At 72.7% G+C, this 24,997-nt stretch carries 13 protein-coding genes and 1 pseudogene; all 14 read right to left on the reverse strand.

What is annotated here, in order from left to right; genetic code table 11:
* Nucleotides 1–513 (reverse strand): annotated as a pseudogene (locus JZ5iCDA_RS01330) (hypothetical protein); the annotation flags it as partial.
* A 218-nt stretch (nucleotides 514–731) separates the two neighbouring features.
* A complete protein-coding gene (locus tag JZ5iCDA_RS01335; RefSeq protein WP_069385477.1) occupies nucleotides 732–3,320 on the reverse strand; it encodes an immunoglobulin-like domain-containing protein in 2,589 nt (862 codons plus the stop codon).
* A gap of 117 nt (nucleotides 3,321–3,437) precedes the next feature.
* Entirely contained in the window at nucleotides 3,438–8,378 is a 4,941-nt protein-coding gene (locus JZ5iCDA_RS19550) for a family 43 glycosylhydrolase (protein WP_069385478.1), read from the reverse strand.
* A gap of 239 nt (nucleotides 8,379–8,617) precedes the next feature.
* A complete protein-coding gene (locus JZ5iCDA_RS01345; RefSeq protein ID WP_139122903.1) occupies nucleotides 8,618–12,520 on the reverse strand; it encodes an alpha-L-arabinofuranosidase C-terminal domain-containing protein in 3,903 nt (1,300 codons plus the stop codon).
* Nucleotides 12,521–12,787: 267 nt separating this feature from the next.
* Nucleotides 12,788–13,765 carry a galactofuranose ABC transporter, permease protein YjfF gene (yjfF, locus tag JZ5iCDA_RS01350; RefSeq protein WP_069385501.1) on the reverse strand — a complete coding sequence of 326 codons (978 nt, stop codon included), beginning with the start codon at nucleotides 13,763–13,765 and terminating at the stop codon, nucleotides 12,788–12,790.
* Nucleotides 13,766–13,848: 83 nt separating this feature from the next.
* Nucleotides 13,849–14,907 carry an ABC transporter permease gene (locus tag JZ5iCDA_RS01355; RefSeq protein WP_069385480.1) on the reverse strand — a complete coding sequence of 353 codons (1,059 nt, stop codon included), beginning with the start codon at nucleotides 14,905–14,907 and terminating at the stop codon, nucleotides 13,849–13,851.
* Nucleotides 14,904–16,445 carry a sugar ABC transporter ATP-binding protein gene (locus JZ5iCDA_RS01360; RefSeq protein ID WP_069385481.1) on the reverse strand — a complete coding sequence of 514 codons (1,542 nt, stop codon included), beginning with the start codon at nucleotides 16,443–16,445 and terminating at the stop codon, nucleotides 14,904–14,906. Before JZ5iCDA_RS01360 ends, JZ5iCDA_RS01355 begins: the two co-directional genes overlap by 4 nt.
* Nucleotides 16,446–16,640: 195 nt before the next feature.
* A complete protein-coding gene (locus JZ5iCDA_RS01365; RefSeq protein WP_069385482.1) occupies nucleotides 16,641–17,654 on the reverse strand; it encodes an ABC transporter substrate-binding protein in 1,014 nt (337 codons plus the stop codon).
* A 388-nt stretch (nucleotides 17,655–18,042) separates the two neighbouring features.
* Nucleotides 18,043–19,551 carry an L-arabinose isomerase gene (gene araA / locus JZ5iCDA_RS01370; RefSeq protein ID WP_069385483.1) on the reverse strand — a complete coding sequence of 503 codons (1,509 nt, stop codon included), beginning with the start codon at nucleotides 19,549–19,551 and terminating at the stop codon, nucleotides 18,043–18,045.
* Nucleotides 19,552–19,646: 95 nt separating this feature from the next.
* Nucleotides 19,647–20,393, reverse strand: coding sequence for an L-ribulose-5-phosphate 4-epimerase (locus tag JZ5iCDA_RS01375; protein ID WP_069385484.1), 747 nt, complete (start codon nucleotides 20,391–20,393; stop codon nucleotides 19,647–19,649).
* A 40-nt stretch (nucleotides 20,394–20,433) separates the two neighbouring features.
* Nucleotides 20,434–22,071: a xylulokinase gene (locus JZ5iCDA_RS01380; protein WP_069385485.1), complete on the reverse strand. Its 1,638-nt coding sequence runs from the start codon at nucleotides 22,069–22,071 to the stop codon at nucleotides 20,434–20,436.
* A 107-nt stretch (nucleotides 22,072–22,178) separates the two neighbouring features.
* Entirely contained in the window at nucleotides 22,179–23,255 is a 1,077-nt protein-coding gene (locus tag JZ5iCDA_RS01385) for a LacI family DNA-binding transcriptional regulator (RefSeq protein ID WP_253181904.1), read from the reverse strand.
* On the reverse strand, nucleotides 23,252–24,094 hold the full coding sequence (proC, locus tag JZ5iCDA_RS01390) for a pyrroline-5-carboxylate reductase (RefSeq protein ID WP_069385486.1): 843 nt from the start codon (nucleotides 24,092–24,094) through the stop codon (nucleotides 23,252–23,254). Before proC ends, JZ5iCDA_RS01385 begins: the two co-directional genes overlap by 4 nt.
* A gap of 87 nt (nucleotides 24,095–24,181) precedes the next feature.
* The gene (locus tag JZ5iCDA_RS01395; RefSeq protein ID WP_069385487.1) at nucleotides 24,182–24,865 is read right to left on the reverse strand and encodes a hypothetical protein; all 684 of its coding nucleotides are present in this window, start codon (nucleotides 24,863–24,865) and stop codon (nucleotides 24,182–24,184) included.
* Between the last annotated feature and the right edge of the window lie 132 nt (nucleotides 24,866–24,997).

The following is a 24,997-nucleotide window of genomic DNA, read 5'->3' on the forward strand; positions in this document are numbered from 1 at the left end:
GCCGTCGGCACCGCCCGCGCCGGGACCTGCGGTGCCCGGACCACCGGTGCCGGGCTCCTCGCCGTCGCCGGGCGGCGTCGGCAGCCCGCCGGCGGCGACGACCGTGAACGGCGCGGAGAGCACCTCGGCGCCGGTCGCGCGGGCCGTCACGCGGATGCGGTGCACACCGGGGGCGGTGTCGTCCGGGAGCCTCGTCGTGAGCTCGAACGCGCCGTCGGTGCCGGCCGTGGCCGTCCCGAGCGGGGCCGGCCCGGCGAGCAGCGCGACGTCGTGCCCGGACCCGGGCGCATGGCCGCGCCCCCGCACGACGAGCGGACCGCCGGGCACGAGCGGCTCGTCGCCGAGGACCACGCCCACCTCGGGGACGTCGCGCTCGTCGATCTCGACCGTGACCTGGACGCCCTCGCCGGACGGCCCGGGGTCGCCCCGGTCCTGGGCAGCGACGGCGGTGCCGGTCGTCGTGAGGGCGGCGGTGAGCAGCGCGGCGGCGAGGAGCCGTCTGGTGGTCGTCACGCGGTGAACCTTGTCGTCGAGCCCGGAGGGCAGCCGTGGGCCCCCCGGTCCCGACTGGACGGCCGTCCAGTCGGCGCTCATCCTGCCATGGCGGCACCGCCCGCGCACACCCCCGCGCGAGGGTCTTCCGCGCGCTCACCTGCGACGACGAACGCCCGGCCCGCACCCCCACAAGGGGGCACGTGCCGGGCGCTGTCCGGGCGTCGAGCGTCCGGGAGTCAGCCGCAGGCGAGCGCGTCGAACGCGCTCTCGCGCGACGTCGTCACCTCGGTGCCGTCGACGGTCGCCACGCCGGTGACGGTGACGTTCCCCGCGGGCGCCGACGTCGAGCGCACCGCGAAGGCGTGGTACGCCGACCTCCCCGGCGCGACGTCGTCGAACGTCCGGGTCCCGTACGGGGTCTCCAGCGTGACGTCGACCGGCACGTCCTCGCCGTGCGTCGCGCGGACCGCGACGTACGCCTTGCCGGCGAGGCAGCGCGGCGACACCTCGACGTCGACCGCCAGCTCCGGTGCCGGCTCCTCGTCGCCGTACGCGGCGAGCAGCGCGGCGTGCTCGGCCGCCGTGATCGGCAGCACCGTGCCGTGGCGCGGGCTGCTGGGCAGCTGCGCGTCGACGGACGTCCACACGCCGGACTCCAGGTCCGTGGACTCGAGAGGCATGTAGCCCTGGCCGCCGTGGTAGCTCGGCTGGTCGACGAAGAGGTACCACTTCTCCTCGGTGTTCGACTTGAACACCGTCGGGCCCTCGCCCGCCGTGAGGGTGCCGCCCCACGGGTTCGGCTGGCCGTAGCCGATCTTCTCCGCGATGAGCTCCCAGTCGGTCGAGCGCAGGTCGGTCGACTTCTCGAGGCGCGGGATCATGTACGCCTCGTCCTTGGTGAAGCGGTAGTACGTGCCCTCGTGCTCGACGATCGACGAGTCGATCATGCCGAGGCCGTTGCCGCGCTTCTCGTCGATCCACACCTGCGGCTCGCTGAACGTCACGAAGTCGCGCGTCGTGGCGTACATCATGCGCTGGTAGGAGTCGGCGATGCGGCGGTTCGTCGTGTCCGTCGTCGGGTAGAGCGCGGAGGCCCAGTAGACGATGTACTCGCCGCGCTCGGCGTCCCAGAACGCCTCGGGCGCCCAGGTGTTGCCCGCGTACTCGCTCGAGACGGTGACCATGCGCTGCTCGGACCAGTTCACGAGGTCCGTCGACTCCCAGATCATGAGTGCGCGCGAGCCGCGCTCCTGCGCGTTGGCGAAGTTGTTGCCGCCGTAGATGCGCAGGTCGGTCGCGAGCAGGTAGAACCGGTCGCCCTCGGGCGAGCGGATGATGAACGGGTCGCGCAGGCCCTTCTCGCCGAGCGAGGAGGTGAGCACCGGCTCCGCGTCGTTGAGCTCGAGCCAGCTCAGCGGGTCGTTGCCCTCGCTCACGCTGAAGTAGACGGACTCGCCGTCGGGCGTGCTCTCCCCCTCGAAGTACGGGAAGAAGTACCCCTCGTAGTCGGCGTCCGCCGGGCTCGGGAGCACCGTCGCGTCGTACGTGTGCGTCGCGGTCGCGCCGTCCTTCGTGGCGGTCACCGTGAGCTGCACGACGACGGCCTCCTCGCCGTGCGCAGGGCGCGTCACCTCTCCCGTGGCCGAGACGGTCGCCGCGTCGGACGTCGCCCAGCTGAGGGACGAGCCGTTCTCCCCGGTGGCCGGCAGCGTGAGGTTGCCGCGCACGTCGTCGAGGTGCGGGATCACCACGTGCTCGGCGTCCCACTGCGCGGCCTCGGCGGGCTCGAGCTGCGCGAGCACGGTCACCGCGAAGGTCGCGGTCCGGGTCACGGCGCCGCGCGTCACCGTGGCGGTGAGCGTCACCGTCGCGTCGTCCGCGCCGGCCGCGGGCCGCGTGACCTTCCCGGCCGTGGAGACCACGGCCTCGTCGGACGAGGTCCACGTGATCGCCGAGCCCTGGGCGCCCGTCGTCGGCAGCGCGAGGTCGGCCGTGACCGCGCTCGTGTCGCCCAGGTCGAGCGCCGCGACGTCGGCGTCGGCCGCCGCCGTCGACGTCTCGGCCGCGAGCTGCGAGGCCTCGGCCGCGGTGACCGCCCGGTCGTAGAGGCGGAAGTCGCGGACCTGGCCCTTGAGGTACCGGTCGGCCGAGTACAGCGAGCGCCCGACGTAGTTGGCGGTCGTCTGCCCGCCGCCGATCTGGCCGGGGTCGGTCGTGACGTTCGTGGCCTGGCGGACCTGCACGCCGTCCTCGTAGAGCGTCGCCGTGGTGCCCGAGAGCGTCCACGTGAGCGTCTTCCAGACGCCGCGCGTGAGGTTCGAGCCCTTGGTGACGGTCTGCTCGGTGGACCAGTTGCCGGTCGCGATCGACGTCCGGTACGCGTTGCCCGTCGTGAACAGGTAGCCGTTGCCCGCCGTGCCGCTCGTGTTCCCCAGCCCGTAGACGAAGTACGGCGTGCCCTGGGTCGGGTCGACGAGCACGTCGAGGCTCACCGTGGCGTCGGTGATCCCGGCGAGCAGGTGGTCCGGCAGGTCGACGTAGTCGTCCGTGCCGTCGAGCGCGAGGCCGTCGGGGGTCGCCGTCGCGCCGTGCACAGTGGCCGGGCCGAACGTCGATCCCTCGGCGAGGTTCGCCGTCGTGCTGCCCGTGGTGCTGGCCGCGTCCAGCGGGTACCACGCGACGAGCCCCTCGTCCGTGGGGCCGCCCACGTCGGCGGCCGCCGGCGCGGTGGCGGCCGCGAGCATCGTCGCGGTGAGCGCGCCGACGAGCCCGACGGCGATGCCCGCCGTCCGGCGCCGTGGGGCGCGGGTCCTGAGTCCTGTCATGTCGTCCTTCTCCTCGTCGAGATGGGAAACCGTGCGGTCGTGGACCGCGAGATAGAGGTTTCGCGCCGAGGTAGAGGGATATCTCCCTCTACCTCGGCGGAAGCCCTCTATCTCGCGTCAGCAGGTGGCCGCGTCGTACGCGACCTCGTACTCGGTGGTGACGGGCTTGCCGTCGAGCACCGCGGTGCCCGTGACCGTCGCCGTGCCGGCCGCGACCGACGCCGCGCGGACCGGGAACGACTGGTACGCGGACCTCCCCGGCGCGACGTCGGCGACGACCTTCTCGCCGAACGGCGTCGTGAGCGTGACGTCCGCGGGCACGTCGCCCGCGTTCGTCGCGCGGACCGCGAGGTAGACCTTGCCGGCGAGGCACCGCGGGGCAGCCTCGACGGTGAGCTCGACCTCGGGCTGCGGGGCGACGTCGACCGGGTCGACGCTCTCGAGCGTCGGCGTGACCGTCTCGATGAGGCCGTCCTCACCGAAGGTCAGGCGGTCGATCGTCGTCTCGCGGTTGGTGCCGTTGCCGCCGGGGATCGCGAAGCGGTGGTACGCGATGTACCAGTCGTCCGTGCCGGCGACGTTGAGGATCGAGCTGTGCCCGGTCCCGAGGATGCCCTGCGACGGGTCCTTCTCGAGGATGACGCCGCGGTAGGTCCACGGGCCCTCCATGCTCGTCGCCGTGGCGTACCCCACGCGGTAGTTCGGCGACCCGGTGTCGTCGATCGAGTACGTGAGGTGGTAGATCCCGTCGCGGAAGTTCACGAACAGGCCCTCGCGGAAGTCCGTCAGCCCCGGGATGCGGCGCAGCGTGTCCTGCTCGATCGACGTCATGTCGTCGGACAGCTCGGCCATGACCGGGCCGTTCGACGGGCCGCCGTTGCCCCACAGGAGCCAGTACTTCCCGGTCTGCGGGTCGTGGAACGCCGCCGGGTCGATGGCCTGGCCCGAGGCGATCGCCTCGCCGTTGGTGATCATCGCCGTCGGCTCCGCGGTGAACGGCCCCTCGGGGCTGTCGGCCACCGCGACGCCGATCGTCTTGCGGTTGTACGTCGGGTTGTGGCCCGAGAAGTAGAAGTAGTACTTCCCGTCCCGCTCGATGATCGTCGGCGCCCACGCGTTGCCGGTCGCCCACGGGACGTTCCCGTTCGCGCCGTCGAGCGTGAGGAACGGCTCCTCCGAGCGCTCCCAGTCGACGAGGTCGGTGGACTTCCAGACGTAGAAGTCCTTGCCGCCCCAGCCGGGCGTGCCGTCGGTCGTCGCGTAGAGGTAGAACGTGTCGCCGAACTGCGCGATGTTCGGGTCCGCGTACCTCCCCGGCAGGACCGGGCTGTTCATCTCCTTCGCCTGGACCGTCCACGTGCGCGACGACCCGTCCGGCCCGGTCACGGTGTACTCGACCGGCGCGGTGAAGTCGTGCGTCGACCCGTTCTCCGGCGACACCGTCGCGCGCGGCGAGACGGCGAGCACCGGCGCGAGCGCCGTGAGATCCGTGCCCGGCTCGACCGGGAGCGTGACCGTCGAGCTCGCCCCGTCGACGATCGCGGGCACCTTGAGCGCGTCGAGCTCGGCGCCCGTGACGGCCGTGTGGTCGGCGCCGACCTGGAACACCTCGTCGGCCGTGAGCGCGCGGTCGTAGACCCGGAAGTCGCGCACCGAGCCCTTGAGGTACCGGTCGCCCGAGTACAGCGAGCGGCCGATGTAGTTCGCGAGCGTCGACCCGTTCCCGATGTCCTCGGGGTCGATGGTGACGTTCTGCTGGCGGGCCACCTCGACGCCGTCCTCGTAGAGCACGGCGGTCGTGCCCTCGAGCGTGTACGTGAGGTGCTTCCAGACGCCGCGCTGCAGGTCGGCGTTCTTGCTCACCGTCTGCTCGGTGTTCCAGTTGCCCGTCGCGATGGACGTCCGGTAGGCGTTGCCCGTCGTGAAGAGGTAGCCGTTGCCCGCCGACCCGCTCGAGTTCCCGAGGCCGTAGACGAAGTACGGCGTCGCCTGGTCCGTCGCGATCTTCACGTCGAGGCTCACGGTGATGTCGGTAAGGCCGGCGAGCAGGTGATCGGGCAGGTCGACGTAGTCGTCCGTGCCGTCGAGGGTCACGCCTTCGCCGTTCCCGCTGAAGGCCGCGCCGCCCATGAGCGTCGCCGCGCCGATCCTGGCGTCGGGCGCGGAGTTGGCCGCCGTCGTGCCGCTCGCCTCGTCGAGCGCGTACCGCACGACGAGGCCCGGGATCTCCTCGGTCACCTCCACCGCGACGTACGCGGTGCGCGACCCGTCGGCCGTCGTCGCGGTGACCATGGCGTGGCCCTCGCCGACGCCGCTGACGAGGCCGTCGGCCGAGACCGTGGCGACGGCCTCGTCGTCGGACGCCCACGTGATCGCGCGGGCGCTCGCGTTGGCCGGCGTGACGGTCGCGGTGAGCTGCCGCGTGCCGCCGACCCCCACCTGGACGGACTCGGGGGTGACGCTGAGACCCTCGACCGGCACCGCCTCGTCCGTGACCGTGACGACCGCGCGGGCGCGCACGCTCACGCCGCCGCCCAGCGAGCCGCCGACCTCGAACGTGCCGGGCTGCGCGTACGACGCCGGGTCGACGGCGTCCCACGTGACGTCGGCCGGGCCGGTGGACCCGTCCGCGTAGTGCGCGGTGACCTGCGCGGGCAGGACCGGCTCGGAGCCGGTCTCGACCGTGACCGCGACGTCCTCGACGGACTCGACGAACGCGTCCGGCTGGTACGCCTTCAGCAGGCGGTCATACTCGGCCTGCGTCACCGGGAGCACCGTGCCGTGGCGCGGGCGCGAGGGCATTTGGTAGTCGGTGGACATGGTCCACTCCGCCGCGTCGAGGGAGGTCGACTCGAACGGCACGTAGCCGCGACCGCCGAACTCGTCGATGAACAGGTACCACTTGTCCTCGGTGTTCGACCTGAAGATCGTCGGGCCCTCGCCCTGGTTGATGCCGCCGCTGATCGAGTTCGCCTTGCCGATGCAGTCGGTGACGTACTCCCAGTCGGTCGAGAGCAGCTCCTCCGAGCGCTCCGCGAGGATGAACTTCGAGCACGGCGTGGAGGACGTGTTGTTCCGCTCGTCCTTGGTGAACCGGTAGAACGTGCCGTCGTCGTCCTGCGCGACGGTCGAGTCGATGACCGAGTAGCCCGGGTCGACCCACACCTTCGCCTCGGAGAACGTCACGAAGTCGCGCGTCGTCGCGTACATCATGCGGTTGTAGCTGTTCCCGGTGTGCTGCGGGTCGTCCTCGGCGTAGAGCTTCGACGCCCAGAACACGACGTACGCGTCGATCGACTCGTCGTAGTACGCCTCCGGCGCCCACGTGTTGCCCGCGGTCTCCGGCGAGACCTCGACGAGGCGCTGGTCGGTCCAGTTCACGAGGTCCGTGGACTCCCACACCATGATCGACCGCGAGCCGTGCCGCTGCGCCGCGTCCCAGCCGTTGCCGTCGTAGATCCGCAGGTCGGTGGCGATCTGGTAGAACTTGTCGCCCTCGGGCGAGCGGATGATGAACGGGTCGCGCAGACCCTTCTCGCCGAGCTCCGACGTCAGCACCGGCTGGTTGTCGTTGAGGTTCCGGTACTTCAGCGGGTCGTTGCCCTGGCTCAGGCCGAAGTACACCTGCTCGCCCGTGGCGGTGCCCTCGCCGACGAAGTACGAGAAGAGGTAGCCCTCGAGCTCCTCCTGCTGCGGCAAGGGCGGCACGTGGGCCGTGAGCTCGCGCGTCGCGGTCGCCGCGCCGACGGTGGCCGTCGCGGTGAGCGTGACGGTCTCGGCGTCCTCGCCGTGCGCGGGGCGCGTCACCTCGCCGGTCGGCGTGATCGTGCCCGACGACGACGCCCAGCTCACGCTCGCGCCGTGCAGGCCGGTCGTGGGCAGGGTCAGGTGGCCGCGCACGTCGTCGAGGTTCGGGACCTCGACCGCCGCGACGGCAGCCTCCGCCTTCGCCTGGTCGCCGTCGCCCGGGAGCACGGTGACCTCGAAGGCCCGCGTCGCGCTCGCGCCGCGCAGCGCGACCGTCGCGGTGAGGGTCGCGGTCGCGGGCTCCTCGTCCGCGGCGGGACGGGTCACGGTGCCGTCGGCCGCGACGACGCCGTCGTCCGACGACGCCCACGTCACGGCGGACCCGCCGACGCCCTTCGCGGGCAGCGCGAGGTCCGTGACGACGGCGCTCGTGTCGCCGAGGTCGAGCGCCGCGGCGTCGGCCTGCACGGCGTCTGCCGCGCCGTCGGCGGCGAGCCCGGCGACCTCCTGCGCGGTGAGCGCGCGGTCGTACAGCCGGAAGTCCTTCATGCGGCCCTTGAAGAGGTTGTCCGCGGCGTACGCCGACTTCCCGAGGAAGTTGGCAGTCGTGGTGCCGCCGCCGATCGCACCCGGCGTGATGGTGACCGCGGTGTTCTGCCCGATCTGCGCGCCGTCCTCGTAGAGGCGCGCGGTGCCGCCGGCGAGCGTGTAGGTGATGGTCTTCCACACGCCGCGCTGCAGCGCGCCGGCCGGGGCCTTCGCCGTGTTCTGCTCACGGCCCCACGCGAGGTCGGAGATGCTCGCGCGGTAGTTCGCGTCGCCCGTCGAGAACAGGTAGCCGTTCCCCGACTGCGGGGTGCCGACGGCCGGGTTCCCGAGGTTGTAGAAGAAGTAGTTGCCCGAGAGCGACGGGTCGACCCAGACGTCGGCGCTCACCGTCACGGCGTCCGTGCCGGCGAGCAGGTCGTCGGGCAGGTCCACGTGGTTGGTCCCCGCGAAGGCGAGCCCCTGGCCCTCTCGCCAGCCGCCCCCGCTGCCGGCGAGGGTGGCGTCGAGCCCGTTGCCGGACGCGTCGCGCGCCACGGTCCCCGAGGTCTCGTCGAGCGGCAACCACAGGCGGAGCCCGTCGGCGGGTGCGGCCGCGACCACGTCGGCGGCGAGCGCGGAGGTGGCCGGCCCGGTCGTCGCGGTGGCGTGCGCGGCGGTCGCCAGCGGCGCGACCAGGGCGAGACCGAGGGCGCCGGCGAGCGCGCGCCGACGGGCGCGCGGCGCGGGCCGTCGGACGGGTGGAGGTGCATGGCGTGAGGTCATCGATGACTCCTCGTCGTCGTGCCCCGGCGACGTCGCCGGGCGGCGCGGCCCGTCGTCGGACCGGTGGATGTGAACGCTAACAGGACCGCACAGGAAGGGACAGGCCGCGGCCCGGAGCGATCAGGAACGAACGGTGGGCCCGTGCCGTCCGGCCTCGTGGCCCGTCGGACCGGCCGCGAGGGTGAGGTCAGGTCCCGCGAGGGAGAGCCGCCGGCTGCGGCTCCCCCTCCCGGGCGGCGTCAGCCGCAGTCGAGCGGGTCGTAGGCCACGTCGACGCTCGCCGTGACCTCCTCGCCGTCGACCACCGCGGTCCCTGTCACCGTCGCCGAGCCCGCGGGCGCGGTCGTGGCACGCGCCGGGAACGACTGGTACGCGTTCCGGCCGGGCGCGACGTCGGCGAACACCTTCTCGCCGTACGGCGTCGACAGCGTCACGTCGACCGGCACGTCCTCGCCGTTGGTCGCCCGGACCGCGACGTACACCTTGCCCGCGAGGCAGCGCGGCTGCGCCGTGACCTTGAGGTCGAGCGCGGGCGCCGTCTCCTCGACGTGCAGGCGGACGAACGTGATCGAGTGGGCGGGGAACTCGTACGAGAACTCCTCCCCCACGCCGCTCAGCGTGCGCTCGACCGGCACGACGTGCTCCGGGTCGGCCTTCGTGTTGGTGTCGGACGGCGCACCCACCATCTCGGTGACCGTGGCTTCCTCGCCGATGCTCGCGCCGGCGGCGAGACCCTCCACGTGCACGTCGGTGCGGGCCGCGGTCGAGGTCGGGTTGACGACCTTGACCACGACGTCGCCCGTGTCGTCGTCGCGCGTGACGACCTGGTAGAGCGACTTGGTCGACGCCTGCTCGTACGACATCTGGAGCTCGCCGTCGAGGTACAGCTCGATGGTCGAGCCCTCGACGACGACCTTGACGCGGTACGGCTGGCCGTCCTCGATGCGGTGGTTCTCGACCGCCTTCACCTCGTTCGCGCTCCCGCCCGACGCCCGCTGGAGGGCCTGGCGGGTGTTGTTCCAGCCACCGAGGTTCCACCAGTAGTAGTCGTTCGGCCCGCCGGCCGCGAAGCCGATCAGGAAGCCCTCCGAGCCCGCCGTCTTGCGGGCGTCGAGCTCGAGCGTGTAGCTCGACCAGTCCTTGGCGTACGCGCCGGAGACGATCGAGCGCGCGTCCGTGACGTCCGTCGCGGACTGCACGTACGCACCGTCCTGCGCGGCCCACGTGCCGGACTGCGGCTCCCACTGCTCCGCGCCGTCGGCGAAGTCGTCGGAGAACAGGACCTCGCCCGTGGCGTTGTCGGTGACGCGGACGTTGTCGTACTGCGCCGCGGTGTTCCACGTCGACAGGAAGACCCCGCCGTCGAGGACCGCGTCCGCCGGCGCGGGGCCGGAGTGGGTGCTCGGGACGACCTGGTCCCCGACGTTCTCGGAGAACATCTGCTGGACGTAGTAGTTCACCGAGCCCCACGACTCGTCGTTGTCGAACCAGATCGCGTCCGGCGACCACTGGACGTGGTCCTCGTTGGCGAGCAGCGGCGCGTACGACGCGAGCTCGACGACGTCGGAGTTGCGCTCGAGGCCCGTCATGAACGCCGCCTCCGCGAGCGCGTTGGCGAACGTGTTGCCGCGCGACGCGTACTCGCCGAGGAACACGTGCGGTCCCTCGCGGTCGTAGGAGTCGTAGCGCTCGTCGTTCTCGAGGAACCACTGCGGGTCGTTGTAGTAGTGCTCGTCGACCATCGCGACGCCCTGCTCGCGGTTGAACTCCCACAGCTCGTCGAAGCGCGCGCCCGTGTCGTCCGGCCCGGAGTTGGAGATGATCGTGACGTCCGGGTGCTCCGCCGCGATCGCGTCACGGAAGGCTGGGAAGTTCGCCTCGAACGTCTTCGTGTTCTCCTCGTTGCCGAGCCCGATGTACTTCAGGCCGAACGGCTCCGGGTGGCCGAGCTCGGCGCGCACCGCGCCCCACTCGGTGTCGGTGCCGCCGTTGGCGAACTCGATGAGGTCGAGCGTGTCCTGCACCCAGCGCTGGATCTGCACCGGGTCGGTCATCTCGGGGATCGTGCTGCCGCAGCCGTTTGCGCCGACCGACACCACGGGCAGCGGCGTCGCACCGAGGTCCTCCGCGAAGAGGAAGTACTCGAGGTAGCCGATGCCGTACGACTGGTTGTAGCCCCAGAAGTTCCAGTTGGTGGCGCGCTCCTCGACCGGGCCGATGGTCTCCTTCCACTGGTACGTGCGACGACGGTCGGTGAAGCCCGACTCCTCGTACGTGCGGAACGTGCCGACGTTCGTCACGCAGCCGCCGGGGAACCGCAGGAACTGCGGGTCGAGCGCCTCGATCTTCTCGGCGAGGTCCTTGCGCAGCACGCTGGGCCCGTTGACCGGCCCGACCCACGTGTCCTGCGGGAAGAGCGACACCATGTCGAGGCTCAGCGTGCCGGCGGCCCCCGCGAGCACCGCGAGACGGCCGGCGTTGGTGGTCGCCGACGCGTCGAGCGTCACCTCGTACTTCTTCCACGTGTCCGAGCCGTCCACGGCGACCTCGCCGGTCGCGTACGCGGTGGTCCCGGAGGCGTCCTCGACGCGGACGGTGAGCGTCTGGGCGGTGGCCGACCGTGCCCACACGGAGAAGTCGTAGGACTCCCCCTCCTCGACGAAGACCCCGGTGTTGTACCCGGCGTTGCGCACGCCGGCGCCCGCACCCGTCGTGGTGACCTGCAGGTAGTTGCGATTCGTCGCGTTGAGACGACCGTCGTCGTCGACGACCTGCGTCGCCGCCGTCGCGCCGTCGCGGTTCGCGCCGCTCCACGCCGTCATGCCCGTGAAGGACGCGTTGTCCTGGGTGTTGAACTCGAACGAGCGGTTGCGCACGAGCTCGGCGTACAGGCCGCCGTCAGCGGCGTAGTTGATGTCCTCGTAGAAGATGCCGTAGAGCTCGTCGCTCATCTCGGTGCGCTCGCCGGCGAGGTCGACCGTGAGCTCGTGGTCGGCGACGGCGGCGGGCGAGACGGTGAGCTTCGTGGCGGTGTCGCGCGGGCCCAGGACGAGCGCGCCGTCCTCCGCGCGCAGCCCGACGTGCAGCGCGGGGTCGGCCGCGGAGCGCAGCCAGACCTTCCCGCCGCCGGCGTCGGTGAGGCGCAGCGGCACCGCCTCGGCGCCCGGGTCACCCAGGGCGAGCGCCGAGCCGGTCACGACGACGGGACGGTCGCCGACGGCGAGCGTCACCGGGGCGACACCCTCGGCGGCCTCCCCGGCCGGCGAGGCCTGCAGCACGACGGTCGTCGCGGGTCGCTCGTCGTCGAGGGCGAGCCCGTCCTCGGTCGCGACGAGGTGGCGCGCGTCGCCCGGGCCTGCGAGCGTGAAGCCGCCCTCGGGCACCTGGTCGGCACCCTCCGCCGCCTGGAGCGCGACGTAGTCGAAGGTCGCGGTGTGGCCCGTGCCGTCCTGCGCGGCGAGCGCGTAGACGCCGACCTGCGTGACGGGGAAGTCGACGTCGACCGAGCCCGCGGGCTGCCACGCCGTGCCGTCCCAGTAGGACGTCGCGATCGTGTCGCCCGTGCGCTGCATGCGCAGGGTCTCGCCCGTCGAGCCCGGGCGGTCGGTGAACGCGTTGGCGGCGAACGTGCCGCCGCTCTCCACGTCGTTCTCGATGGCGCGGCCGGACGGCGACAGGCTGCCGACGAACGTCAGGCCGGACCGGACGTAGTTGTCCATGTCCTGCCACGCGATGAGGCCCGCGCCCTGGTAGACGCGGTCGACCGGCGCGTCGACGCGCGTGACGACCGTGAAGTCGCCCGCGGGCACGTCGAGCATCACGACGTTCTTCGCGCTGTTCGCGGTCTGCCAGGTGTCGCCGGCCTGCGACGTGAGCGTCAGCGCGCCGTCGGCGACCGACAGCGCGGACGGCACGGGGTTGACGACGGTCCAGTCGTCGCCGAGCGACGCGCCGTCGAACGTGTCGACCCAGGCACCGTCCGGCAGGTCGGGCTCGGCAGCCGTCGCCGAGCCGGCGACGGGGACCGTCGCGGCGAACGCGCCGACGGCCCCCATCGTCAGGGTGAGCAGCGCCGCCGGGACCGACTGCCGTCGGCGACGGTGGCTGTCCCGAGACCGGGACGTGCTGAGGGGACGTTCCATGGACTTACCTCTCCTCGTCGAGAGACCCAGGCGCTCACACGACCGTGTGAGCGTTCACAACAGGCACCACCGTAGTGTGAACGCTCACATGCCGCAATGGCCCCGTCCTCGGCTCCCGGAGCACGACGATGCCCGGGTACGACGACGCCCGGGTGCGACGACGCCCGGGTGCGACGACGCCCGGGTGCGACGACGCCCCGCCCGGCCGGGCGGCCGAGCGGGGCGTCGTGCGGGGGCCGCTGCGGGCGGACCCGCGACGGCCGGCGTCTAGCGTCGCCGGACGACCAGCACGCGCTGCAGGATGACGAACACGAGGAGCAGCGCGCCGATGACGATCTTCGTCCACCAGGACGACAGCGTGCCCTCGAACGTGATGATCGTCTGGATGAGCCCGAGCACGAGCACGCCGAGGACCGACCCGAGCACGAAGCCCGTGCCGCCGGTGAGCAGCGTGCCACCGATGACCACGGCGGCGATTGCGTCGAGCTCCATGCCGACGCCGGTCAGCGAGTAGCCCGACCGGGAGAACATCGCGAACAGCAGGCCGCCGATCCCGGCGCACGTGCCGCTCACCACGTAGACCAGCACCTTGGTGCGCGCCACGGGCAGACCCATGAGCATCGCGGACTGCTCGCCGCCGCCGATCGCGTACACCGTGCGGCCGAACTGCGTGTAGTGCAGCAGGTAGAACGCGATCGCGACGACGACGAGCGCCACCACGACGGCCGTCGTGACCCGCCACTCGGGGCCGAGCTGCTGGCTCCAGCTCGCGATGGACACGAAGGTCTCGTCGGTGATCGGGATCGACTCGAGGCTGATCACGTAGCACAGGCCGCGCGCGAGGAACATCGCGGCCAGGGTCGCGATGAACGGTTGGATGTCGAAGACGTGCACCATGATGCCGACGACGAACCCGAGCACCGTGCCGATGAGCACGACGAGCGGGATGACGACGGCGGCCGGCCAGCCGGTCTGCAGCAACGACGCGGCGGTGATGCCCGACAGCGCGACGACGGCGCCCACGGACAGGTCGATGCCGCCCGTGAGGATCACGAACGTCATGCCGACGGCGAGCACGATGAGGAACGAGTTGTTGATGAACAGGTTGGAGATGACCCGCCCGGACAGGAAGTTCTCGTACCGGCTCCCGCCGACCACGAGCATGAGCGCGAGGACGACGAACGTGCCGACGACCGGCAGGTAGCGGCGGTCGAGCCGGATCCGGGTGGCGAACCGCTGGGCCATCCCGGCGGTCGTGCCCCCCGCGGTGCTCGGCTCGTTGCCGGGCTCGTGCGGGGAGGTGGGCGTGGGGGTCTGGACGGTGGACATCAGGCGGTCACCTCCGCGGCCTGGGCGGGCGTGCGCGCCGCGCGACGTCGACGTGCCGCGACGACGTCGCGCACCTTCGGGGACTGGGCGAGGCAGACCGCGATGACGACGATCGCCTTGAACAGCGGCGTCACGGACGGCGAGATGCCGAGCATCGTCACCGTGAGCGTGAGCGTCTGGATGACGAGGACGCCGACGAGCGTGCCGGACAGCGAGAACTTCCCGCCCGCGAGGGACGTACCGCCGATGACGACGGCGAGGATCGCGTCGAGCTCGATGAACAGGCCCGCGTTGTTGGCGTCCGCCGCCATGACGTTCGAGCTGATCATCAGGCCCGCGAGGCCGGCGAACAGCGCGCTCACCGCGTACACGGTCCACGTGATGCTGCGCGCCCTGACGCCCGCGAGGCGGCTCGCCTCGGGGTTGATGCCGACCGACTCGATGAGCATCCCGAGCGCGGTGCGCCGGGTCAGGAGCGCGACGGCGGCGAACACGAGGCCGGCGAGCACGACCGCCACCGGCAGGCCGAGCCAGAAGCCCGAGCCGATCGCCTTGAACGGCGCGCTGTTGACGGTCGTGATCTGGCCGCCCGTGATGAGCATCGCCACGCCGCGGCCCGCGGTCATGAGCACGAGCGTGGCGATGATGGGCTGGATCCCGAGCACCGAGACGAGAAAGCCGTTCCACACGCCGAGCACGAAGGACAGCGCGAGGGCGATGCCGACGGCGACGAGCACCGTCGTGAGGCTGCCCGGGTCGGGCGAGGACGCGATGAAGCTCAGCGCGACGGCGCCGGCGATCGCGACCACCGCGCCGACCGACAGGTCGATGCCGCGCGTCGCGATGACGAGCGTCATGCCGAGCGCGACGAGCAGCAGCGGCGCGCCGTTCTTCAGCAGGTTGACGAGCGACCCGAACAGGTGGCCGTCCTGCACGCGGATCGACAGGAAGCTCGGCCGGTTGATCGTGTTGGCGGCCAGCAGCACCACGAGCGCGACGACCGGCCAGAAGAGCCGGTGGTGGAGCACGCGCTGCCAGGGGGACGTCGTGGCGGTCATGACGTGGGGCCTCCGCTCGCGATGAGCTCGACGACGTCATCCACGGTGACGCCGTCGTCGTTGGGGATCTCGGCGACCTTCACGCGGTCGCGCAGGACGGCGATGCGGTGGCTGAGGCGCAGGACCTCCTCGAGCTCCGCCGAGATGAACAGGACGGACATGCCGTCCTGCGCGAGCTCGGCCACGAGCTTCTGGATCTCGGCCTTGGCACCGACGTCGATGCCGCGCGTCGGCTCGTCGAGGATGAGCAGCTTCGGCGCCGTGGCGAGCCACCGCGCGAGGAGCACCTTCTGCTGGTTGCCGCCCGAGAGGTTCTTGATGAGGGCGTCGGGGTTGGCCGGCCGGATGGCGAGCGCCTTGATGTACTTGTCGACGAGCTCGTCCACCTGCTTGCGCGGCAGGCGCCGGGCCCACCCGCGGTCCGCCTGGAGCCCGAGGACGATGTTCTCGCGGATCGTCAGGTCGCCGACGATGCCCTCCGCCTTGCGGTGCTCGGACGAGAACGCGATCTTCTGGCGCATCGCCGCGCGCGGGGTGCGCAGCCGCGAGACGGCGCCGGCGATCCGGGTCTGCCCGGTGTCGGCGTGGTCGGCGCCCGCGAGCAGGCGCGCGAGCTCCGTGCGGCCGGAGCCGAGCAGGCCGGCCAGGCCCACGACCTCGCCCGGGTAGACGTCGAGGTCGAACGGCTGGATCGAGCCCTTGCGCCCGAGGCCGACGGCCTGGACGAACGGGGTCGTGCCGTCACGGTCGGCGACGGCGCGCTTGGGAGCCCCCTCGAGCTCGGACAGGACGTCGAGCGACGTGCCGATCATCTTCGACACGAGCTCGAGGCGCGGGAGCTCCGCGGTGCGGTACTCGCCGACCAGCTTGCCGTTGCGCAGCACGGTCATGCGGTCGGAGATCTCGTAGACCTGCTCGAGGAAGTGGGACACGAAGAGGATCGCCACCCCCTCGTCGCGCAGGCGGCGCACGACGGCGAAGAGCTGGGCGACCTCGTCGGCGTCGAGGCTCGAGGTCGGCTCGTCGAGGATGAGCACCTTGACGTCGACGACGAGCGCGCGGCAGATCGCGACGAGCTGCTGGATCGCGAGCGAGTGGGACGACAGCGACGACGCCGGGTCGATCCGCAGGTTGAGCCGGGCGAGCATCTCGCCGGCGCGGCGCCGCGTGGCCCGCCAGTCGATCGCGCCCAGGCGGCGGACCTCGTGGCCGAGCATGATGTTCTCCGCGACGGAGAGGTTCTCGCAGAGGTTGACCTCCTGGTACACCGTCGAGACGCCGGCGGCCTGCGCCTCGCCGGGGCCGGAGAACGTGTGCTCCGTGCCGTCCACGAGGATGCGTCCGGAGTCGATGGAGTAGACGCCCGTGAGCGCCTTGATGAGCGTGGACTTTCCGGCGCCGTTCTCGCCCATGAGGGCGTGGACCTCGCCGGGGCGCAGGGTGAGGTCCACGCCGTCGAGCGCCTTGACGCCCGGGAACTCGATGGAGATCCCGGTCATCTCGACGACGGGCGCGCCGTCCGGGCTGGGGCTTGTCATCGCTGACCTTCCGTACTGCGGTCGACGTGCGGCGGGCGACGGCTCACGACGGACGCCCGACCGGCCGCACCTGATGGCGGCCGCGCGCCGGGGCCTCGAGGGCACCCGGCGCGCGACCGGTCCGCGGGGGCGGTGGAGCGCTGCGCGCTCCCCCGCCCGAGGGGTGGCGCCCCGGGAGGGGCGCCGTCCGCCGGATCAGTACTCGCGCGTCGGCAGGGCCTCGATGGCCTGCTCCTGCGTGAAGGACTGGTCCTCGACGACGATGCGCTTCTCGACCTCCTCGCCGGCGACGACCTTCTTGATGACCTCGGCGAGGTCCGGGCCGAGCAGCGGGTTGCACTCGACGATGAAGTTGATCTTGCCGTCGGCGAGCGCCTGCATGCCGTCCTTGACGGCGTCGACCGTGACGATCTTGATGTCCTCGCCCGGGACGAGGCCCGCGGCCTCGATCGCCTCGATGGCGCCCAGGCCCATGTCGTCGTTGTGCGCGTAGACGAGGTCGATGTCGTCGTGCGCCTGGAGGAAGCCCTCCATGACGGTCTTGCCCTCGGACCGCGTGAAGTTGCCGGTCTGGGAGTCGATGATCGTGACGTTCGGGTTGTCCGCCGTCGCGTCCTCGAAGCCCTTCTTGCGGTCGATGGCCGGGGCCGCACCGGTGGTGCCCTGCAGCTCGACGACGTTGATCGGCTCGGTGGCGAGGTTCTCGCTGACCCACTCGCCGGCCATCTCGCCCTCGAGGACGAAGTCGGAGCCGATGAACGACTCGTACAGCGTCTCGTCCTCGGAGTCGACCGCGCGGTCCGTGAGGACGACGGGGATGCCGGCCTGCTTGGCCTCCTCGAGCACCGAGTCCCAGCCGGACTCGACCACCGGGGAGAACGCGATGACGTCCACGCCCTGGGCGATGTACGAGCGGATCGCCTGGATCTGGTTCTCCTGCTTCTGCTGCGCGTCGGAGAACTTCAGGTCGAAGCCGTTCTCCTCGGTGAGGGTGTCCTGGATGGACTTGGTGTTGGCCGCGCGCCAGCCGGACTCGGCCCCCACCTGCGAGAAGCCGACGGTGATCAGGTCGCCGCCACCGCCACCGCCCTCGCCGCCGGCGGTGTCGCCACCGCCGTCGCCGCCGCTGCTGCACGCCGCGAGTGCGAGCACCGCCGCGCCGGCGAGGACACCAGTCAGACGCGTGCGCGCCTTGGTCGTGCTGAACATGCTCTCCTCCTTGAGATGCGGTGCCCGGCGCCGTGCCGGGTCCGGTAGACCCGACAGGCAGCGGTGCCTGTTGAGTCTTGTTGGTACGTGTTCAGATGTGTCATTGTCTAGCGTTGTCGGAGCCCCGAGTGCAAGCCCCGCACCGCTGCGACGCATAACTCTTCGGTAACTCCCGCCGCCGCTCACGCGACCCGGCCGGAGGACGTTCGCCGGCCGGGAGTGTGTGAGCGATCACACCGACGTCCGTGTCGATGTTAGCGCTCACACGACGTCGCGGGAAGAGTCCCGCGGTCACGGTCCGGTCACGACGTCGGCGTCGGCGTCGCGCGGACCGGGGGCGGTGCCGGGCGTGCCTCTCGCCGCGGGGCGAGAGGCACGCCCGTGCATGTCAGAGCCCCTGGGCCAGGCGGTAGTACACCTGGTTCCAGCGCACCTGGTCGCGGAAGCCGCGCCGCGTCGTCGACTCGTCGATGACCAGCAGCTCCGTGCCGGCGATCTCGGCGAAGACCTCGAACGCCTCGACGCCGGCCGCGGTCGACAGCACCGTGTGGTGCGCGCCGCCCGCCGTCAGCCACGCCTCCGCGGACGTCGCGAAGTCGGGGCGGGGCTCCCAGACGGCGCGCGCGACGGGCAGGTGCGGCAGCGGCGCGCTCGGCGGGACGACGTCCACGACGTTCGCCGTGAGGCGGAAGCGGTCGCGCATGTCCGCGAGGGACACGACGACGCCCACGCCGGGGTCCGCGTCGAACACCATGCGGACCGGGTCCTCCTTGCCGCCGATCCCGAGCGGGTGGATCTCGACGCGGGGCTTCGCCGTCGTCAGCGACGGGCAGATCTCGAGCATGTGCGCGCCGAGGATCTTCTCGCTGCCGGGCGTGAGGTCGTAGGTGTAGTCCTCCATGAGCGACGCGCCGCCGGGCAGGCCCTCGCCCATGACCTTCGCGGCGCGCACGAGCACGGCCGTCTTCCAGTCGCCCTCCGCGCCGAAGCCGTACCCCTTCGACATGAGCCGCTGCACGGCGATGCCGGGGAGCTGGCGCAGGTCGCCGAGGTCCTCGAAGTTCGTCGTGAACGCCTTGGCGCCGACCGACTCGAGGAACGTCTCGAGCGCGATCTCCTGGCGTGCCGCGTAGCGCAGCGACTCGTGACGGTCGCCGTCCTTGCGCAGCTCCGGCACGACGTCGTACAGGTCCTCGTACTCCGCGACGAGCGCGTCGACGTCCGCGTCCGAGACCGCCTCGACGGCCGCGACGAGGTCGTTGACGCCCCACGTGTTCACCGAGACGCCGAACCGCAGCTCCGCCTCGGTCTTGTCGCCCTCGGTCACGGCGACGTTGCGCATGTTGTCGCCGAAGCGCACGAGGCGCAGCTCGTGCGTGGCCGCCCAGCCCGCCGCGCCGCGCACCCACGCGCCGACGCGCGCCGTGACGGCCGGGTTGGACACGTGGCCCACGACGGTCGTGCGGGCGACCCCGAGGCGCGTCGCGACGTACGCGTACTCGCGGTCGCCGTGCGCGGCCTGGTTGAGGTTCATGAAGTCGAAGTCGATGGTGTCCCAGGGGAGCTCGACGTTCGCCTGCGTGTGCAGGTGCAGCAGCGGCTTGCGCAGCTGGTCCAGCCCGGCGATCCACATCTTGGCGGGGCTGAACGTGTGCATCCACGTGACGACGCCGAGCACGCGGTCGTCCGCGTTGGCGTCGAGCATCGCGCGACGGATCGACGCCGAGTCCTTGAGGACCGGCTTCCACACGACGGTGGCGGGGACGTCGGCGGACGCGTCGAGGGCGCGCGCGACCTCCTGCGACTGCTCGGCGACCTGCCGCAGCGTCTCCTCGCCGTACAGGTCCTGGCTGCCGGTGAGGAACCAGATCTCGCGGTCCGCGTAGGGCTTGCTCATCTCAGTCCACATCTCTCGTGTCGGTGGCTGCGGCGGCCGCGTCGGTGCGGGCGCCGGGTGGTCGTGGCCGGGTGTCGCGGTGGCGGCGACCGGCGTCAGCGCGTGGCGGGCTGCTGGCCGTAGACGTTCTGGTAGCGGGCGTACAGCGAGTCGACGTCGGACTGCGCGATGCGCGTCGGCTCGCCGAGCTGGCGGCTGACGTGCACGGTGCGGGCGACCTCCTCGCACATGACCGCGGCCTTGACCGCCGCTCGGGCGTCCTTGCCGATCGTGAACGGCCCGTGGTTGCGCATGAGCACCGCCGGGCTGCGCGACTCGCGCAGCGTCTCGACGATGCCGCGGCCGATCGAGTCGTCGCCGATGAGGGCGAACGGGCCGACGGGGATGTCGCCGCCGAACTCGTCGGCCATCATCGTCAGGACGCACGGCACGGCCTCGCCGCGGGCGGCCCAGGCCGTCGCGTACGTCGAGTGCGTGTGCACCACCCCGCCCACCTCGGGCATGTGCCGGTACACGTACGCGTGGGCCGCCGTGTCGGACGACGGGGAGCGGTCGCCCTCGACGAGGTTGCCGTCGAGGTCGCACACGACCATCGCCTCGGGCGTGATGTCGTCGTAGGACACGCCCGACGGCTTGATGACGAGCAGGTCCTGGCTCCCGTCCTCGGCAGCGGCGCGCACGCGCTCGGAGACGTTGCCCGCCGTCCACACGACGAGCTCCCAGCGGGGCAGCTCGGCGTGCAGCGCGGCGACGCGCTCCTTGGCCGCGTCGACGGCGGCGCGGAGCTCGGCCGGCACGCCGGCGAGCGGGGTGGCGGATCCGGTCGGGGTCGAGGTGGTCATGCTGCGTGTCTCCTTCGTCGGGGTGAGAGCGCGCGTCGGGTCAGAGCGCGGCGGTCGCGGCCCGCTCGACGGCGAGCCCGGCGTCGTAGCGCTCGAGGTAGGTGGCGAAGCCGGCGACGTCGGCCGCGTCGGGCTCGACGGTGTCGAGCTCCGCCGTGGCGAACACGTGCTCGCGCAGGTACGCGCCGAGGTCGGCGGGACCGCGCGCGTCGCCGTCCCCCTTCCCCGCGTCCAGGCGGTCGCGCAGGTACGCGGCGAGCACGGCGATGCCCCACGCGCCGCCCTCGCCGGCCGTGCGGCCCACGGTCACGGGCGCGTCGATCGCGGCCGCGAGCAGGCGCTGGGCGACGCCCGCGGTGCGGAACATCCCGCCGTGCGCGAACATCGCGTCGACCGCGACGCCCTCCCGCGCGAGGACGCGCATCCCGAGGGCGAGCGTGCCGAACGCGCCGTAGACCTGCGTGCGCGCGAAGTTCGCGAGGGTCAGGCGGCTGTCCGGGGTGCGCACGACGAGCGGGCGCCCCTCCTCGAGGCCGGTGATCGGCTCGCCGGCGAGGTAGTTGTAGGCGAGCAGCCCGCCGCCGTCGGGGTCGCCGTCGAGCGCCGCGCGGAAGAACGCGCCGAACACGTCGTCGGGCGTCGCCGTGCTGCCGAGCGCGGTGGCGAGCTCGCCGAGCATCGAGGCCCACGCGCTGAGCTCGCTCGCGCCGTTGTTGCAGTGGACCATCGCGACGAGGTCGCCCGCGGGCGTCGTCACGACGTCGATCTCGTGGTGCACGCTCGTGAGCGGGCGCTCGAGCACGACCATCGCGAAGATGCTCGTGCCGGCGCTGACGTTGCCGGTGCGGGGCGTGACGGACGCGGTCGCGACCATGCCGGTCCCGGCGTCGCCCTCCGGCGGGCACAGCGGCACGCCGGCCTGCAGCGTGCCCGTCGGGTCGAGCCACGCGGCGCCCTCGGGCGTGAGGGTGCCGGCCTCCTCCCCCGCGACGAGCACCTCGGGCAGCAGCTCCTCGAGCTTCGGCAGCGCGCGGCGGGTCGCGACGCGCTCGTCGAACAGCTCGAGCATGCGCCGGTCGTAGCCGCGCGTGGCCGGGTCGACGGGGAACATGCCCGAGGCGTCGCCGACGCCGAGCACGTGACGGCCCGTGAGCCGGCGGTGGACGTACCCGGCGAGCGTCGTCAGGGACGCGACGTCGCCGACGTGCGGCTCGTCGTCGAGGACCGCCTGGTACCAGTGGGCCACGGACCAGCGCAGCGGCACGTTGTGACCGAGCAGCTCGGTGAGCTCGGCGGCGGCCGGCCCGGTCGACGTGTTGCGCCACGTGCGGAACGGCACGAGGAGCCCGCCGCTCGCGTCGAACGCGAGGTAGCCGTGCATCATGGCCGACACGCCGAGCGCCCCGAAGGTCGTCGGGCGCACGCCGTAGCGCCGCTCGACGTCGGCGACGAGGTCGGCGTAGCACTCGCGCAGCCCGGTCTCGACCGCGTCGAGCGAGTAGGTCCACGTGCGGTCGGCGTACTCGTTCTCCCAGGCGTGGCTGCCGCTCGCGAGCGGCGTCCCGTCCGGTCCGACGAGGCAAGCCTTGATCCGGGTGGACCCGAGCTCGATGCCGAGCGCCGTCGTCCCCGCGGTGACCGCTTCCCTGATCGCCGTCACGTCGTCCTGCTGCACCATCGCCGTCTCTCCTCGCCGCGTCGTCGCGTCAAACGTCTCCTGCCGATGTTAGCGCTCACACGCCGTGCGGCCAACCATGCTCGTCGGCCCGGGCGCGGGGTCCGCGGTCAGCGCGACGGGCTCGTCGTGCTCTCGCGCACCACGAGCTCGGGCGGGATGGACACGGGACGCACCGTCGCCCCGGCGAACGCGTCGAGCATGAGCGCGAGCGCGCGCCGCCCGAGCGCCCCGAACGGCTGGCGCACCGTCGTGAGCGGGGGGATGAAGTGCCCCGCGCCGGCGATGTCGTCGAAGCCCACGACCGACACGTCGTCCGGCACGCGCACCCCCGACTCCCAGAAGGCGCGCAGCAGGCCGAGGGCGAGCTGGTCGTTGCCGGCGAAGACCGCCGTCGGGCCCTCGCCCGCCCGCACCGCGCCGGCGAGCTCGCGGCCCACGGCGTAGCCGCGGTCCGACGACCAGTCGCCGGGGACCGGCTCGGGCACGGGCGCGCCGGCGTCCTCGAGCGCCGAGCGCCACCCGGTCTCGCGCTCGCGCGCGTCGAACCAGTCGAGCGGGCCGGACAGGTGCCAGACGGTGCGGTGCCCGAGACCGAGGAGGTGCTCCGCGGCGAGCCGCGCACCGAGCCGCTGGTCGACGGCGATCGGCAGGATGCTGCCCGCGCCGACGGCGTCGGGCGGCGCGTCCTCGGCGACACCCGGGCGGTCGCGCGCGGCGATCATGATGACGGGCACGGGGGCGCGGAAGGAGTCGACCGCGGCGGCGACGTCCTCCTGCGGCGCGATGACGACGATGCCCTCGACGCCCTGGTCCATGAAGTGCTCGAGCACGCGGTGCATGGTCGCGGCGTCGTAGCGGCGGATCGTCGCGACGCTCACGAAGTAGCCCTGCTCGCGCGCAGCCTCCTCCACGGCGATGAGGGTCGACGTCGGGCCGTAGAGCGCCGACCCCGTCGTCACGACCCCGACCGTCGCCGAGCGCATCGTCACGAGCGCGCGGGCGGCGCTGTTGCGCCGGTACCCCAGCGTCGCGATCGCGTCGAGCACACGGTCGCGCGTCTCCGGCCGCACGCTCGGGTGGTCGTTGAGCACGCGCGAGACCGTCTGGTGCGACACGCCGGCGAGCCGTGCGACGTCGGCCATCGCCGGCGGGCGCGTGCGGGGCGACGGCCCGGTCGTGGTCATCCCGCGGTCCCCCCGCCCAGGGTCCGCGCGAGCTCGGCCGAGCGGTCGCGCGCGGCCTCGAGGGCGTCGAGGAACGCGGCGCGCACGCCGCCCGCGTCGAGCCGGCGCAGCGCCGCGACCGTCGTCCCGCCGGGCGACGACACGCGCTCGCGCAGGATCGCCGGGTGCTCGCCGGTCTCGGCGAGCATGGTCGCCGCGCCGCGCACCGTCGCGGTCGCGAGCTCGAGCGCCGTCGCGCGCGTCAGGCCGAGCAGCACGCCGGCCTCCGCGAGCGCGTCCACGACGTAGAAGACGTACGCCGGCCCCGAGCCCGACAGCGCGCCCACGGCGTCCTGGTCCTTCTCCGCGACGCGGACCACGAGACCGGTGGAGGCGAGCAGCCGCTCGACGAGCGCGAGGTGCTCGTCCGTCGCGGCCGCGCCGCCGCTCAGCGCGCTCACGCCCGCGCCCACGACCGACGGCGTGTTCGGCATGACGCGCACCACGGGCGTCCCCGCGGGCAGCCGCTCCTCGTAGAACGCCGTGGGCAGCCCGACGACGACGCTCACCACGACCGTCCCGACGCCGACCGCGTCGCGCACCTCGGCGAGGAGCGCGTCGACGTCCTTCGGCTTGACCGCGACGACGACCACGCCCGCGCCCCGGACGGCCGCGACGTTGTCCTCGGTGACCTCGACCCCGTGCCGGTCGACGAGCTCGTCGCGACGCGCGGCGCGGCGGACCGTCGCCACGACGTCGCCGGGGTCCCACCCGCCGGCGAGAGCGCCGGCCAGGACGGTCTCGCCCATGACCCCCGCGCCGAGGACGGCGAGGCGTGGACGGTGCGGGGTGTCGGTCATGCGTGGTCAGCTCCGATCAGCGGTGGACAGGGCATTCTTGCGCAGATGCCGTCCCCGCGGAACGCGGCGCGTCGTCGCACGGGGTCGTCACATGGGGTACGCGGCGTAGACGTCCTCGACGACGTCGGCGGGGCCCGTCGCCTGCAGGACCGCGGTGCTGTTGCGCCACGTGACCGTGGCCGCGCCGCCCTCGCCCGGGACGACGACCACGGTCCCGACGGTCTCGCCGTCGACGGTCACGTCCTCCTGCGTGGACGGCTCGGCACCGCCCAGCAGGGCGGCCGCGGCGTTCTCCGCCTCCTCCGGCGTGGGCCACTGGCCGGCGACCACGGTGACCGTCGTGGCGTCCGGGCCCTCGCCGTCGGCGTACACGAGCTCGTACGCCTCGAGCGCGCCGGACTCCGTCCACGCGTCGGTCGCGGCGTCGCTGCGCAGCGCGAGGTCGAGGACGGTCGCGGGCAGCGCCTGGGCGAACGGGGTGCTCGCCGTGCGCTCGACCGGCTCGAGCGTCGGCGTCGCAGGGTCCCCGGTGACGGTCACGGTCGGCGCGGGCTCGACCTCCCCGCCCGACCGCGCGAAGCCGGGCCAGACGAACGCGAGCAGCACGACCACGAGCGCCACGACGAGCACGAGGCCGAGCGCCGCGACGAGGCGGCGGCGCCGGTAGACGGACGTCGGGACGGGTCGGGTGTGCCGACGGTCGCTCGCCCCCACCGCGTCCCGCGGCCGGACGGGACCCTGGGGGGTGCGGCTGCTCGTCGGCTCGCCCATCGGTGCTCCTCCTTCGACGGGCGCCAGCCTAGGGCTCGCGGTGCCTCGCGACCGGCATCTCGCGGCGCGCCTCGCCGGTCGGGTGGACCCGGGGACCGGAGCCCGTCGAGGGCGGACGGCCGTGTCGGGGGC

It is taken from the genome of Cellulosimicrobium cellulans (assembly GCF_001722485.1).
In the GTDB taxonomy this organism is placed as follows: domain Bacteria; phylum Actinomycetota; class Actinomycetes; order Actinomycetales; family Cellulomonadaceae; genus Cellulosimicrobium; species Cellulosimicrobium cellulans_A.